The sequence below is a fragment of the Streptomyces sp. NPDC056161 genome (assembly GCF_042268025.1).
In the GTDB taxonomy this organism is placed as follows: domain Bacteria; phylum Actinomycetota; class Actinomycetes; order Streptomycetales; family Streptomycetaceae; genus Streptomyces.
The window spans coordinates 1-13,608 of sequence record NZ_JBHJUV010000028.1 but is presented as its reverse complement, the minus strand read 5'-3'; the positions used below and the strand labels follow the sequence as shown (position 1 = coordinate 13,608).

Sequence of the window (13,608 nt, the reverse complement as noted above, 5' to 3'; positions counted from 1 at the left end):
GTGCTTTCGGTCTCCGGGGTGTCGAAGGTCTTCCCCGGCGTACGGGCGCTCGACGGTGTGGACTTCACCGCCCGCGCCGGTGAGGTGCACGCCCTCGTCGGGGAGAACGGCGCCGGCAAGTCGACGCTGATCAAGGTGCTCACCGGCGTCCACCCGCCGGACTCCGGCGAGATCCGCTACGACGGCGGCGCCGTCCGCTTCACCACCCCGCTCGAAGCCCAGCAGGCGGGCATCTCCACCATCTACCAGGAGGTCAACCTGGTCCCGCTGATGAGTGTGGCCCGCAACCTGTTCCTGGGCCGCGAACCCCGCGGCAGCTTCGGCCTGATCGACTTCCGGCGCATGCGCCGGGAGGCGGACGAGGCGCTGCGCGCCCTGGGCATCCGGGTGGACGTGCGCCGCCCGCTGCGCGAACTCGGCGTCGGCGCCCAGCAGATGGTGGCCCTGGCACGGGCCGTCGCCGTCGACGCGCGCGTGGTGGTGATGGACGAGCCCACCTCGTCCCTCGAACCACGCGAGGTGCGCACCTTGTTCGAGGTGATCCGCATGCTGCGCGACCGGGGGGTCGCCGTGGTCTATGTGAGCCACCGCATGGACGAGCTGTACGAGATCTGTGACGCGGTCACCGTGCTGCGCGACGGCCGGGTGGTGCACACCGGTCCGCTCGCCGGACTCGACCGGCTGCGGCTGGTCTCGCTGATGCTGGGCCGGGAGGTCGGCGAGGTGCGCGGTGAGGGCCTGACCAAGTTCACCGGCTCCCATCACGCCGAGGCGGAGCCGGTGCTGCGGGCCGAGGGCCTGACCGTCCGGCACCAGTTGCACGACGTGTCGCTGTCGATCCGGCCGGGCGAGGTCGTCGGCCTCGGCGGGCTGCTCGGCTCGGGCCGCAGCGAGACCGCGCGGGCGGTCGCCGGGGTGCTGCCGACGGACACCGGCCGCGTCTCGGTCGGCGGCGCGCCGGTGCGCGGCGGTTCCCCGCCCGCCGCGATCCGGGCCGGCATCAGTCTGCTGCCGGAGGACCGCAAGGCCGAGGGGATCGTCCCGGGTCTTTCGGTACGGGAGAACATCGCGCTCGCCGCGCTGCCCGCGCTCTCCCGGTTCGGCCTGGTGGACGACGCGCGCGTCGACCGGGTCGTCGACACCTTCGTCCGACGGCTGCGCATCAAGTCGGCGGGCCCGCACCAGAAGGTGGGCGAGCTGTCCGGAGGCAACCAGCAGAAGGTCCTCCTGGCCCGCTGGCTCGCCGTACACCCGAAGGTGCTGCTGCTCGACGAGCCGACCCGGGGGATCGACGTCGGCGCCAAGGCGGAGGTGCAGGCTCTCATCGACGAACTCGCCGAGGACGGCCTCGCCGTGCTGCTGATCTCGTCCGACACGGAGGAGCTGGTCGAGGGCAGCGACCGGGTCGTGGTGCTCAAGGACGGGCGGGTGGTGGACGAGCTGACCGGTGGGGCCGTCACCGAGGACGCGCTGCTGCGGGCCGTCGCGGCCGCACCCGACGGAGGCACCCATGACTGAACTCGCCGTCGCCCGCGGCTCGCTCGACCGCGCCCGCCTCCTGCGGCTGGCGCAGGAGTACGGCGTCTACGCGGGCGTGCTGGTGCTGCTGCTGTTCAACTTCGTCTTCACGCCGCACTTCGCCTCCGCCGAGAACTTCCGCACCCAGGCCGTCCAGGTGGCCCCGGTACTGATCGTCGCGCTGGGCATGGCGCTGGCGATCGGCACCGAGGGCGTCGACCTGTCGGTGGGCTCGGTGATGGCGCTGGCCACCTCGGTGCTCTCGCTCTACCTCGGCTACGGCCCGTGGCTCGCCGCGCTGGTCGCGGTGGCGGGCGGTGTGCTGGTGGGGCTGGCGAACGGGGCGCTGGTCGCGTTCGTGGGCGTACAGCCGATCGTGGCCACGCTCGCCCTGATGGTGGCCGCGCGGGGCCTGGCGCTGGTGCTGCTCCCCCAGCTCAAGGACGTGCGCGACCCGGGGATGGCGGCGCTCGGCTCCGGCGATGTGCTGGGCGTGCCCCATCTCGTGCTCATCGCCGCCGCCCTGGCCCTGCTGGTCGCCTTCGTGGTGCGCCGCAGCACGTTCGGACGGCAACTGCTCGCCATCGGTGACAGCCGGCCTGCGGCCCGGCTGGCCGGGCTGCCGGTCCGCCGGGTGCTCATCGTGGTGTACGCCTGCTCGGGCGCCCTGGCCGCGGTCGCGGGGGTGCTCGCCACGGCGCGGCTGTCGGCCAGCGACCCCACCTCGCTGGGCACCCTGATGGAGCTGTCGGCGATCACCGCGGTGGTCGTCGGGGGCACGCCGCTGTCCGGGGGCCGGGTGCGCATCGGCGGCACGGTCGCCGGAGCCGTACTGATCCAGTTGCTGACCACCACGCTGGTCAAGCACGACCTGCCGCCGTCGTGGACGCAGATCGCGCAGGCCGTGGTGATCGTCGCCGCCGTCTACGCGGCACGTGAACGGGGGAAGCGATGACCACCGGGACCACGGAGGCCGGCATGCCGTCCGACACCGTCCACCGGGACGCCGCCGAGCCGGGCGGCCCCGGCCGGGCCGAACGGCTCAGCGCCCTCGCCCAGCAGCACGGCGCGCTCGTCACCCTGCTGCTCGCCATGGTCGCGGCCTCGCTGAGCTTCGACACCTTCCTGACTGGTGACAATCTGGAGAACATGGCGCTGTCCTCGGCGTTCCTCGCCGTGGTCGCGCTGGGCATGACGTTCGTGATCGTCACCGGCGGGATCGACCTCTCGGTCGGTTCGCTGTTCGCCCTCGGCGGCGTGCTGGCGGCCTGGGGGTCCCAGTACGGCACGGCCGTCGCGCTGCTGCTGCCGCTCGCGGGGTGCGGGCTGATCGGCCTGGTCAACGGGTTGCTGATCGCGCGGTCCGGCCTCGCTCCGTTCATCGTGACGCTCGCCGCCATGCTGGGTGCCCGCGGCATCCTGCTGGCGGTCACCGACGAGGGCTCGCGCACGTATCTCGTCGACAAGGACTCCTTCTTCGCGACGCTCGGCCAGGGCTCGCTGCTCGGCGTCGGGGTGCCGGTGTGGATCACGGTGGTGCTCTTCGTCCTGGGCGCCGTCGTGCTGCGCCGCACCAGGTTCGGGCAGTACGTGTACGCGGTGGGCGGCAACGAGGACGCCGCGGCCCTGATGGGGGCGCCCGTGGCCCGCACGAAGATCGCCGTCTACACGCTGTCCGGCCTGTGCGCCGGGCTCGCGGGGGCACTGAACGCGGCCTGGCTGGTGTCGGGCGTGACCATCCTCGGCTCGGGCATGGAGCTGGAGGCCATCTCGGCCGTCGTCATCGGCGGCACGCTGCTCACCGGCGGGTTCGGCTTCGTCAGCGGGTCGCTGGTCGGGGTGCTGCTGCTGAAGGTGATCCAGAACGTCATCAATCAGATCGGCTCCCTCGACTCCGCCTACCAGCAGGTGGTCAGCGGTGCGTTCCTGGCCGTCGTCGTGGTGGCCCAGACCTGGCTGGGGCGCCGCCGCCGGATGCTGTGAGCCGAGGGCGGTGCCCGCCGAGCGCCGTGCGGCGCCGGTCGGAAGACGCGGAGCGGGCGCCGGAGGGGCGGACCGCGCGCACCGACCGGGGCGCCGACTCCGCATCAGGGCATCGGCTGCGTATCGGGGCATCAGCCGCGTATCAGGGCGCCGGGCTCCGCAGGGGAGCCCGGCGCCCTCGTGTGCCGTGCCCGGGGCCGCTCATCGCGCGGGCACGGACGGATCACCGGCCCGCCACCGTGGTGGGCGAGCCCACTGCGGTGGTCCGGAACCGGGCGCGGTAGGCCGTGGGCGCGACGCCCAGCCGCTGCTGGAAGACCCGGCGCAGGGTCTCGGCGGAGCCGAAGCCGGCCAGGTGCGCGATCTCCTCGACGCTGCGCTCACCGTCCGCCAGCAGCGCCTGGGCGGCCTCGGCGCGGACGGCCTCGACGTACTGGCCCGGGGTCAGGCCGGTGGCCGCGCGGAAGACCCGGCCCAGGTGACGGGGGCTCAGGCCGGCCCGGCCGGCCAGGGTGGGCAGGTCGTGGGCGGCGGCCGGGTCCGCCACCACCGTGTCCATCACCCGGCGCACCGCCGTGTTGTCCGCGTGGTCGCCGACCATGCGTGCGCTGAACTGCGACTGGCCGCCGGGCCGGGCCATGAAGACGACCAGCCGCCGGGCGACGTCGCGTGCCGTGCCGGCCCCACAGTCCGCCTCGACCAGGGACAGCGCCAGATCTACGCCCGCGGAGACGCCTGCCGACGTCACGACGTCCCCGTCGCGCACGAACAGCGGGTCGGCCTCCACCACCACCCGCGGGAACGCCGCCGTCAGATCGGCGGCGAGTTCCCAGTGGGTGGCGGCGCGGCGGCCGTCGAGCAGTCCGGCGGCGGCGAGCACGAAGGCTCCCGCGCACACCGAGGCGGTACGCCCGGAGCGCGCGGACAACTGTGCCACGAGGGCGACCAGTCCGGTGTCGGCGACGGCCCGCCGCCAGTCCCGGCGGCCGGCGACGATCACGGTGTCCAGGGACGGCGGCAGGCTGCCGGGCCCGCCGTCGATGCCGAGGCGTACGCCGCAGGAGGTGCGCACGTCGTCCCCCGACGGAGAGACCACCCGCACGTCGTAGTCGGCGCCGTAGGAGTTGGCCGTGGTCAGCACCTCCACCGGGCCGCAGACGTCGAGCAGTTGCACCTCGTCGAAGGCGACGACGGCGACGGTCCGGCGGCCGGCGGCGGGCCGGGATGTCACTCCTTCCACGCCGATTCCAGGATGGTGTCCACGAAGTTGCCGCGTTCGAATCCGGGTACGTAGCGTTCGAGGACGTCGGCCTTGACGTTGCCGAAGGTCGTGCCAGGCTTGGGACGGATGCCCTCGGTGAAGGCGGCGAGGATCCGCCGCTTGAAGTCGGGGCGCGGGTGCATGGCGACGATCGCGGCCCGGTCGGTCTCGGACACGTCGTCGTAGCCGATGCCGAGGACGTCGTATTCGACGCCGGCGGTGACCAGGGCGACCTCCGGTTCCATGAACTCCGGGATGCCGGGCGTGGTGTGCAGGGCGATCGCGGTCCACACCCGGCGCACGCTGTCCGTGGGCAGGTCGTGGGCCAGCAGGAACCGCTTGGCCTCGTCGGCGCTGTCCACCTCGAAGCGGTGACCGCTGTGGTGGAACTCCTTGTTGAGTCCGACGTCGTGGAACATCGCGCCGATGTAGAGGAGTTCCGGGTCGAAGCTCAGGTCGCGGTTGTGTCCCTGGAGGCTGCCCCAGTAGTACACGCGACGCGAGTGGTGGTAGATGAGGTCGCTGGTGGTGTCCCGGACGAGCTGGGTGGCCTCGCGGGCGAGGGCCGTGTCGGGGACCTTCACGTCGAGATCTGCGCTGCTCATGATGTGTCTCCTTGGGCGGGATCGGACCGGGGCCGCGCGGCTGGTTCCAGGATCACCGCCGGGAGCGGGCCGCTGCCAGGGCGATATCGACACGTATCCCACAGATCCCGCCATGGCCGGCCGTGGTGCCGCCGGTCCCCCGACGGCGCCCGGCCGACAACGGTCACGTCCCGCGTGTCCGCTCGGTTCCCGTCGAGTCCCGACAGCCTCACGTCGCGCCCCGGCGCGACCGAGGCGTGCCGCGGCACGCCCCCGCCGTGTCCTGACGCACCCCCGCCGTGTCCTGCGCTCCCGCGTGGTGTCCCCGCGCGGCCACCTGGTGTCCCGGCACGCCCCCGGGCGGGCCGTCCCCGGTCAGGAGGGTCCGCCATACGGGGGTCCTGGCCCGCCCGCCGAGACGCGCCGCCACCGCTCCACGGGCGCAGGGGTGTGATGTTTCCTGAACAAGCCGCATGAAAAGTGGCGAACGGGCAACGCTCCCTTCCATGCCCTCCCCCCACTCCCCCCGGAAGGTGATCCGATGACGACGGCGACCAGGACGACCCGCACCACCGGGACGCCGCCCGTCACCGCCTCCTCCCCCGCCGCCAGACCGCCGGCCACCGCGTCCGCGCCCTCGCTGCCGTCCCTCACCGGACTGCGCTGGGTGGCGGCGCTGTTGGTCTTCGGACTGCACGTACGCAACTTCCATTACTTCGGGGGCACCGGCGACCGCTATGTGACCTGGGCGTTCGGGCCGGGGGCCAGCGGCGTCTCGTTCTTCTTCGTGTTGTCCGGGTTCGTGCTGACGTGGTCCGCGCGGCCCAAGGACCGCGCCGTCGCCTTCTGGCGGCGGCGCATCGCCCGGATCTATCCGGTGCACCTGGTCACGGCGGCCCTCGCGCTGCTCATGGCGTACACCCTCGCCTACCAGACGAAGCCGGAGCCGTCCCAGGCGGCGGCCAACGCCCTGCTGGTGCATTCCTGGTGGCGTCCCTGGTGGCAGACGCTGAACCCGGTCAGCTGGTCACTCGCCTGTGAAGCCTTCTTCTACGCGGCCTTCCCGCTGCTCGCCCTGGTGCTGCGCCGCCTCGGCGCCCGCGGGACGACGGCGCTGGCCGGGGCCTCGGTGCTGGCCGTGCTGGTACTGGCCTGGGCCGAGACGCATCACTGGACGGCGGAGCCGATCAGCGCCAACCCCGCCGCCCGGCTGCCGGAGTTCGTCCTCGGCGCCGCCGCCGCCCGGCTGGTCCTCCTCGACCGCTGGCGCGGCCCGGGTCTGGAGGCGTCCCTCGCCCTGGCCGTCGTCGGCTACTTCCTCGTGCCGCAGGTCGACCCCGGCTACACGTCCACCGCCTGCACCATCGTGGGCTTCGCCCTGCTCATCCCGGCGGCGGCGGTCGCGGACCTGCGGGGGCTGCCCTCACTGTGGCGGCACCGCCGGCTGGTGCGGCTGGGGGAACTGTCGTTCGCCTTCTACATGGTGCATCTGCTGGTGCTGCGGGCCGGGACCAATGTGCTCGGGCTCTCCCCGCGGTTCGGTGTGGCGACGGGTCTGGCCGTGACCGCCGCCGCGTTCGCGCTGTCCCTCGGCCTGTCCTGGGTCCTGTACGAGAAGGTGGAGCGGCCGGCGCGGCGGTTGCTGCTCGGCGGCCTGCGCACCGCGCGGCAGCCGCCCGTACCGCAGCCCCCGATGCCGCAGCCGGCCGCGCCCCAGCCGCCCGAGTCGCAGGCGGCCCGGGTCGGGCCCGCGTCCGGGCCCGCCCGGACACCCGACTGACACCGGGCCCCGATGTCCTCGGCCGTGTCGGGGTGCGCCTCGTACACGGTGACGTCGTGACCCGCTTTGTGCAGGGCGAGCGCGGCCGCCGTCCCGGCGACGCCGCCACCGATGATCAGGACGCGGGCCAGGTCCGCACCGCCGTGGGTTCGCATGGGTCCAGGTGTACCGGCGCGGGCGGTCTGCCGTCGAGGAGGTCTCCGGTCAGGGGGCGAGGGTCCCGGAGGTCCCGATTCCCCTGGAGTTCTCGGAGTCCCCGACGGTTCCGGAGTCCCCGGAGGTCCCGGGGCCGGGCGTCCCACAGGTCGACGTCCGTCGGGCGGGCGCGCCGGATACTGGCTTCCCGCGGGCAGGCGCGCCGCGCGCGGTCTCCCCGCCCGGCTCGGCGCCGCCGACCGCAGCCCGGCGCCGGTGAACTGCGCCCGCTCTCCTGCGACTTGCTCGGTGTCGGGCCAGGCGGAGCGCTCGTGGACGTGGGCCGCGGCGGCGGGCGGGCGGTGCCGGAGCTGACCGCGCGGGGGATGCGGGCCGTGGATGTGGACCCGCGCGAGCGGATGATCTCCGTGGCGGGAGCGGTCACCCGCGCACAGGCGGACGGTCGGATAGCCGGGCAGCGGCGGCGGGCCGAGACCGACCTCATCTTCCTGGCGGTGCCGATGTCCGCGGCTGCGGCGACGGAACCGGGCCGGCGTGCGGGACGGAGTGGGGGCCCACGGGACGCGGGTTGCAGGCGGTGACGTACGGGCGTTCCCTGGAAGTATCGAGTGGCGAAGCCAGAACGCCTGGGGCTGCGAAACGAGCCGACGGGCCGGGTCGCATTGCGCGTCTGAGCGGTTGCGGCGGTCCGCCGCCGGCACCCGGCGTTCGACGCGGAGGTGGTACAGGTGAAAGCCGTCGTTTACGAGAAGCCCTTCAGCGTGACGGTGAGAGATGTCGACGACCCGCACATCCAGCATCCCAACGACGTGCTGGTACGGGTGACGTCGACCGCGATCTGCGGGTCCGACCTGCACATGTACGAGGGCCGCACGGCGGCCGAGGCCGGCATCGTCTTCGGGCACGAGAACCTCGGCATCATCGAGGAGACCGGCAGCGGCGTGACCTCCCTGTCCGCCGGGGACCGCGTCGTGATGCCGTTCAACGTCGCGTGCGGGTTCTGCAAGAACTGCCTCGCCGGGAAGACCGGGTTCTGTCTGACGGTCAATCCGGGCTTCGCCGGCGGGGCGTACGGTTATGTGGCGATGGGCCCGTACGAGGGCGGCCAGGCGGAGCTGCTGCGGGTGCCGTTCGCCGACTTCAACTGCCTGAAGCTGCCGCCGGGCGACGAGTTCGAGACGGACTTCGTGCTGCTCGCCGACATCTTCCCGACCGGATATCACGGCTGCGAACTCGCCAAGGTGTCCCCCGGTGAGAGCGTCGCGGTCTTCGGCGCCGGTCCCGTGGGTCTGATGGCCGCCTACTCCGCGCTGCTGCGCGGCGCGTCGAAGGTGTTCTGTGTGGACCGGGTGCCCGAGCGGCTCGCCAAGGCGGCGGAGATCGGGGCCATTCCCGTCGACTTCACCAAGGGCGATCCGACGGAGCAGATCAAGGAGCAGACGCACGGCGAGGGCACCGACAAGGGCGTGGACGCGGTCGGCTACCAGGCCCAGTCGCACGACGCGAGCCACGAGGAACCCGCCGTCGTCCTCAACACGCTCGTCGAGACGGTCCGGCCGACCGGCCTGCTCGGCATACCCGGCCTGTACGTGCCGTCCGACCCGGGCGGGCCCGACGAGCACGCCAAACACGGCCAACTGCTGGTCTCCATCGGCAAGATGTTCGAGAAGGGCCAGCAGATGGGCACGGGCCAGTGCAACGTCAAGCAGTACAACAGGCAGTTGCGTGACCTGATCATCTCGGGGCGGGCAAGGCCCAGCTTCGTGGTCTCGCACGAGCTGCCCCTGGACCAGGCGCCGCAGGCGTACGAGAAGTTCGACCAGCGGATCGAGGGGTACACCAAGGTCGTCCTGCATCCAGGACACGTGCTCGCGGCGTAGGCACGCGCGGTCACCCGGCGGTGCCCGGCCCGGCCTGGGCCGGGCACCGCCGGATGTCGCCGACTGCCGCCGGATGTGCACATCGACCCTCTTCTTGACGTGCGCACGACTCTTCCCTACCTTCTGCCCTGACTCGCGTTCATATGCGCGCTCGCAATTCACGCATGAGAACACCGGTCGAGCGTCCTCGTCGAGGGCAGCCGTCCGGACCGATCACCAGGGACAGAGGAAGGTACCCCCACATGCGCACGCGCTCCCGCACGCTGCTCGCCTCCCTGCTCACCGTCGCCGCCGTCACCGGCGCCCTGGTCCCCGCGGCCACCGCGGCATCCGCCGCCGTCGCGTCGACCATCGAGGTCGCCACGGCGGCCCAGCTCAAGTCGGCCCTGACCACCGTCGCACCCGGCGACACCATCCACCTCGCCGACGGCACCTACACCGGCAACTTCAAGGCGGCCACGGCGGCGTCCGCCGGCTCCCGCATCACCCTGACCGGCTCGGCGAAGGCCGTCCTGACCGCGGGCGGCGGCTACGGCCTGCATCTGAACGGCGCCTCGTACTGGACCGTCAGCGGCGTGACCGTGACCGGCGGCCAGAAGGGCATCGTGATCGACTCCGCGCGGGGCGTTGTCGTGGACGGCGTGACCGTGCACGACCTCGACATGGAGGGAGTCCACTTCCGCACGTCGAGCACGGACGGCGTGATCAGGAACTCGCGCGTCTACGACACCGGGAAGGACGGCCGCGGCATGGGCGAGGGCGTCTACGTCGGCACCGCGAACACCCTCTCCGACAAGAGCGACCGCATCCAGATCCTGGACAACACCATCGGACCCGGCGTCGGCGGCGAGAACATCGACATCAAGGAGGGCACGACCGGGGCCCGGATCGTCGGCAACACCTTCGACGGCAGCGGCCTGACCGGCGCCAACTACGACGACTCATGGGTCGACGTGAAGGGCAACGACGTCCTCGTGGCGGACAACACCGGCAAGAACACCACGAACGACGGCTACCAGACCCACACCCAGCAGTCCGGTTGGGGCTGCGGCACGGTGTTCCGGAACAACAGGTCGACCCTCACCGGGGCGAGCGGCGCCAACCGGCTGGCCATCGACGTCACCAATCTGTCGTCCGGCTGCCCGACCACGGTCCACAGCAGCAACACGGTGACGGGCGGCGCGGGGCTGACCAACATCACGGTGACCCCCTGACCTCCTGGCCCCAGGGCCGCCGCACGGCCCGCGGCCCGCGGCCCGGCAGCCGTGCGTCCTGGGCTCAGACCCGGACGCCCGGCGAGTCGGCGCGCCGGGCCGCTCCGGCCGCGCGGGCGGCCCTCCGCAGCCGCCGCCCGCGCCGGGTCGGGCCCCACGGCTTGAGCACCGAGATCACCGTCATGAAGACATAGGCCGACAGCGACACGCAAGGGCCGAACAGGACGTCACCGGCGCCGGGCAGCGGTCCGCCGTCGGCGACGGCCGTGACCGCCGAGTTCACCCCGGGGCGCAGGACGAAGGCCGTCGCGGCGGTCGTGGCGAGGGTCAGCCAGAACTTCGTCCAGACCCAGCGGTACCGCGCCAGCCCCCACGACGTGCCCAGGGACAGCGCCAGACCGCTCAGGAGCGTGCCGAACGCCACGGGAAGCAGCAGCCAGTCGGCGAAGAGTCGCATCGAACGGACCGAGGCCGCCACGGTCGCGTACTGTCCCGTTCTCGCCGCGGTGATCCCCAGCGCGAGCAGCCCGAGCGTGAGGCCGAGCCAGCCCGCGGAGACGACGACGTGGACGACGAGGAGGGCCCGGCGGGCCCGGCGGCTCAGTTTCATGGACATCACCGTGCCGGGCGCGGGCCGCCGCGGCGTCTGCCCACGGGAGTAACCTCGCGTACCTTCCCGGGCGTACGTCCCTGCCCGGCGCGACGCGCGTCGGCCCCGATCGAAGGCCGCCCCGACGTCCCGACCGCCGGGACGTACCCCGGTGCGGACGCGGCCGTCGGCGGCGGCCGGGGTGCGCGCGGTGTGGATCAGCCTGCCTCGGTGCGCAGTTCCAGCAGTGCGGCCGAGGTCAGGGGCCGCGGTTCCGCGTCGGGGGCGACGAGGACGACCGTGCAGTCGGCGGCCTCGGTGAGCGCGGTGGTCAGGCTGCCGTCGGCGAACTGGGCGAGCGGCCCGCGCGGCGAACGGCCGACCGCTATGGCGCGGGCCCCCACTTCGGCGGCGTGCCGGGCGAGGGCGCGGCCGGCCGCGGCGTGGTCGCCGACGCTGCCGAGGATCTGGCCCGTCGCGGGGACGCCGAGCGCGGCGAGGCGGTCGAGGTGGGCGGCGACCGCGGCGCGCGCCTGGTCGGCGGTCTCGGTGTCGGCGGCCTGTTCCTCGACGACGGCGGTCTGCTGCACGTGGACGACCTCCAGCGGGCTGCCGGCCTCCCGGGCCAGCCGGGCCGCGGTGTCGACGGTGGCGGCCGCCCCGTCGTGGGCGCCGACGGCGACGATCACCGGCCGGTCACCGCCGGTCCGCGCGTCCGAGACGGGCGTGAGGACCGGGCTCACCGGCTCGCCCTCGCCGCTGCCCGTCTCGGCGGCCCGCAGCAGGCGGTGGCCGCTGGCCAGCACCGGAATGGCGAGCAGGAAGGTGGCGGCGCCGAGGTAGAAGGGGACGCTGAGGTCGGTGGCGTCGGCGAGCTTGCCCGCGACGTAGGGGGCGAGGCCACCGCCGATGAACCGGACGAAGCCGTACGCGGAGGAGGCGACCGGGCGCTCCACCGGGGAGACGAGCATGACGGCCTGGGTGGTGAGCGTGTTGTTGATGCCGATGAAGGCACCGCTCACGATCACCGCGACGATCACGACGGTCGGGTCGTCGACTCCGGCGGCGATGACGGCCATCACGGTGCCGAGGCCGACCAGGTTCGCGTAGAGGACGGGGGCGGTGCCGTAGCGGGCTTGCAGACGCGGGGCGAAGAAGACGCTGAAGCCGGCCACCAGCAGGCCCCAGCCGGTGAAGACCAGGCCGAGTTGATGGGGGCTCAGCTCCATCGGGTACGGCGCGTACCCGAGCATGGTGAAGAAGCCCCAGTTGTACAGCAGCGCCATGATGCCCATGGTCAGCAGGCCGCGGTGGCGCAGCGCTCTGATCGGGTCGAGCGGCGAGCTGCGGCGTTCCGGCTTGGGCAGGGCGGGCACGAAGGCCAGCGTGGCGATCAGGGCGACGGCCATGAGCGCCGCGACGCCGAAGAACGGGCCGCGCCAGCTGATCGCGCCCAACTCCCCGCCCAGCAAGGGGCCGACGGCGATGCCGAGGCCGAGCGCGGTCTCGTACAGGATGATCGCGCCGCCGAAACCTCCGCTGGCCGATGCGACGATCACGGCCAGCGAGGTGGCTATGAACAGGGCGTTGCCCAGGCCCCAGCCGGCCCGGAAGCCGACGATGCCGTTGATGGAGCCGGACGTGCCGGCGAGCGCGGCGAAGACGACGATGATCGCCAGGCCCACGACGAGGGTGCGTTTGGCGCCGAAGCGGCTGGAGAACCAGCCGACGACGAGCATCGCCACCGCGGTCACGATGAGGTAGCTGCTGAACAACAGGGAGACCTGGCTCGGCGAGGCGTGCAGGCTCGTGGCGAGGGCGGGCAGGATCGGATCCACCAGTCCGATGCCCATGAACGAGATCACGCAGGCGAACGCGACGGCCCAGACGGCCTTGGGCTGCTTGAAGGGGCTGACGGCCTTGCCTTCGGATGCACTCATGGGCGCTTCTCTTCCGGGGGACGGTGACGGATGCGGGAGTACGGATGCGGGAGTGCAGGTGCGGGTGTACAGGTGCGGGCGAACTGGTCCAGGAAGGCCGGCTCGGGCGAGCCGGTGCGGGGGCACGGGTGCGCGGAGCAGGCGCGCACAGCCGGGGTCAGGACCGGGCCCGGCGGTCCTGGAGTTCGATGACCCGGGCGAGAGCGGGCAGCGCGACGCCGACCGCGCGCTGCTCCGGCCCGGTCAAGCGCGCGATCAGCTCCTGGAGCGCCCGCGCACGCTCCGCGCGCCGCTGCCGGCAGACCTCCAGGCCGGTCGGGGTGATCGCCACCAGCACGCCTCGGCCGTCGCTGTGGTCGGCGGCGCGGCTGACCAGGCCCGCCCGCTCCAGCCGGGTGACCAACTGGGTCATGTTCGGCTGGGAGGCCGCCTCGGCCCTGGCCAGTTCCGTCAGCCGCTGGGGGCCCTCACGGTCGAGGCGCGCCAGCACGGCGGAGGCGGTCGTGCTCAGTCCGCCGGCGGTCGCGCTGCGGCGGACGTGGCGGACCAGGTGCTCGACGGCGGTGATCAGGTCTTCCCCTGACGCCTCGTCGACTGGATCCATAACCTGCTTATACATAAGCGCATTATGCACTTAGATGTAATGCGAAACAAGACGCCGGGCGCCCTCTGGTGGCGTCCGCCGCGGCGGACGCCACCAGAG

Annotated in this window: 12 protein-coding genes and 1 pseudogene; 7 read left to right on the top strand and 6 right to left on the bottom strand. The window is 72.9% G+C overall.

Features of this window, described 5'->3' with window-relative positions:
* The 3 genes from ACFC09_RS25105 to ACFC09_RS25095 are packed head-to-tail and all read left to right on the top strand — an operon-like array spanning position 1 to position 3,501.
* The gene (locus tag ACFC09_RS25105) at positions 1 to 1,518 is read left to right on the top strand and encodes a sugar ABC transporter ATP-binding protein (RefSeq protein ID WP_376532173.1); all 1,518 of its coding nucleotides are present in this window, start codon (positions 1 to 3) and stop codon (positions 1,516 to 1,518) included.
* A complete protein-coding gene (locus ACFC09_RS25100) occupies positions 1,511 to 2,473 on the top strand; it encodes an ABC transporter permease (protein WP_376532171.1) in 963 nt (320 codons plus the stop codon). The genes ACFC09_RS25105 and ACFC09_RS25100 overlap by 8 nt, the downstream gene beginning before the upstream one ends.
* The gene (locus ACFC09_RS25095; protein ID WP_376532169.1) at positions 2,470 to 3,501 is read left to right on the top strand and encodes an ABC transporter permease; all 1,032 of its coding nucleotides are present in this window, start codon (positions 2,470 to 2,472) and stop codon (positions 3,499 to 3,501) included. Before ACFC09_RS25100 ends, ACFC09_RS25095 begins: the two co-directional genes overlap by 4 nt.
* Before the next feature lie 223 nt (positions 3,502 to 3,724).
* Here ACFC09_RS25095 and ACFC09_RS25090 read toward each other — a convergent pair whose 3' ends face one another.
* Positions 3,725 to 4,741, bottom strand: coding sequence for a GlxA family transcriptional regulator (locus tag ACFC09_RS25090; protein ID WP_376532167.1), 1,017 nt, complete (start codon positions 4,739 to 4,741; stop codon positions 3,725 to 3,727).
* Entirely contained in the window at positions 4,729 to 5,367 is a 639-nt protein-coding gene (locus tag ACFC09_RS25085) for an HD domain-containing protein (RefSeq protein ID WP_376532165.1), read from the bottom strand. Before ACFC09_RS25085 ends, ACFC09_RS25090 begins: the two co-directional genes overlap by 13 nt.
* Positions 5,368 to 5,887: 520 nt before the next feature.
* Here ACFC09_RS25085 and ACFC09_RS25080 point away from each other — a divergent pair.
* Positions 5,888 to 7,126, top strand: coding sequence for an acyltransferase family protein (locus tag ACFC09_RS25080; protein WP_376532163.1), 1,239 nt, complete (start codon positions 5,888 to 5,890; stop codon positions 7,124 to 7,126).
* Between the two features lie 17 nt (positions 7,127 to 7,143).
* Here ACFC09_RS25080 and ACFC09_RS25075 read toward each other — a convergent pair.
* Positions 7,144 to 7,281: pseudogene (locus tag ACFC09_RS25075) on the bottom strand (FAD-dependent oxidoreductase); the annotation flags it as partial.
* A 312-nt stretch (positions 7,282 to 7,593) separates the two neighbouring features.
* On the opposite strand from ACFC09_RS25075, the gene ACFC09_RS25070 reads away from it, so the two are divergent.
* The 3 genes from ACFC09_RS25070 to ACFC09_RS25060 all read left to right on the top strand — a co-directional run bounded on the left by ACFC09_RS25070 (position 7,594) and on the right by ACFC09_RS25060 (position 10,376).
* Complete coding sequence (locus ACFC09_RS25070) at positions 7,594 to 7,863, top strand: hypothetical protein (protein WP_376532161.1); 270 nt, start codon at positions 7,594 to 7,596, stop codon at positions 7,861 to 7,863.
* A gap of 147 nt (positions 7,864 to 8,010) precedes the next feature.
* Positions 8,011 to 9,162 (top strand): glutathione-independent formaldehyde dehydrogenase, encoded by a 1,152-nt coding sequence (locus ACFC09_RS25065; RefSeq protein ID WP_376532159.1) that lies wholly within the window; start codon positions 8,011 to 8,013, stop codon positions 9,160 to 9,162.
* A gap of 242 nt (positions 9,163 to 9,404) precedes the next feature.
* The gene (locus ACFC09_RS25060) at positions 9,405 to 10,376 is read left to right on the top strand and encodes a right-handed parallel beta-helix repeat-containing protein (RefSeq protein WP_376532157.1); all 972 of its coding nucleotides are present in this window, start codon (positions 9,405 to 9,407) and stop codon (positions 10,374 to 10,376) included.
* A gap of 64 nt (positions 10,377 to 10,440) precedes the next feature.
* Here ACFC09_RS25060 and ACFC09_RS25055 read toward each other — a convergent pair whose 3' ends face one another.
* The 3 genes from ACFC09_RS25055 to ACFC09_RS25045 form a co-directional block, all read right to left on the bottom strand.
* Positions 10,441 to 10,986: a DUF2269 family protein gene (locus ACFC09_RS25055; protein ID WP_376532155.1), complete on the bottom strand. Its 546-nt coding sequence runs from the start codon at positions 10,984 to 10,986 to the stop codon at positions 10,441 to 10,443.
* Positions 10,987 to 11,183: 197 nt separating this feature from the next.
* Entirely contained in the window at positions 11,184 to 12,905 is a 1,722-nt protein-coding gene (locus ACFC09_RS25050; protein ID WP_376532153.1) for an MFS transporter, read from the bottom strand.
* 157 nt (positions 12,906 to 13,062) lie between these two features.
* A complete protein-coding gene (locus tag ACFC09_RS25045) occupies positions 13,063 to 13,509 on the bottom strand; it encodes a MarR family winged helix-turn-helix transcriptional regulator (protein WP_376532151.1) in 447 nt (148 codons plus the stop codon).
* Positions 13,510 to 13,608: the final 99 nt, after the last annotated feature.

Excerpts from the sequence above, each read along its gene's own strand:
- ACFC09_RS25100 (WP_376532171.1), top strand. The coding sequence starts at position 1,511 with ATGACTGAACTCGCCGTCGCCCGCGGCTCGCTCGACCGCGCCCGCCTC.
- ACFC09_RS25095 (WP_376532169.1), top strand. The coding sequence starts at position 2,470 with ATGACCACCGGGACCACGGAGGCCGGCATGCCGTCCGACACCGTCCAC.
- ACFC09_RS25085 (WP_376532165.1), bottom strand. The coding sequence starts at position 5,367 with ATGAGCAGCGCAGATCTCGACGTGAAGGTCCCCGACACGGCCCTCGCC.
- ACFC09_RS25080 (WP_376532163.1), top strand. The coding sequence starts at position 5,888 with ATGACGACGGCGACCAGGACGACCCGCACCACCGGGACGCCGCCCGTC.
- ACFC09_RS25060 (WP_376532157.1), top strand. The coding sequence starts at position 9,405 with ATGCGCACGCGCTCCCGCACGCTGCTCGCCTCCCTGCTCACCGTCGCC.
- ACFC09_RS25055 (WP_376532155.1), bottom strand. The coding sequence starts at position 10,986 with ATGAAACTGAGCCGCCGGGCCCGCCGGGCCCTCCTCGTCGTCCACGTC.
- ACFC09_RS25050 (WP_376532153.1), bottom strand. The coding sequence starts at position 12,905 with ATGAGTGCATCCGAAGGCAAGGCCGTCAGCCCCTTCAAGCAGCCCAAG.
- ACFC09_RS25045 (WP_376532151.1), bottom strand. The coding sequence starts at position 13,509 with ATGGATCCAGTCGACGAGGCGTCAGGGGAAGACCTGATCACCGCCGTC.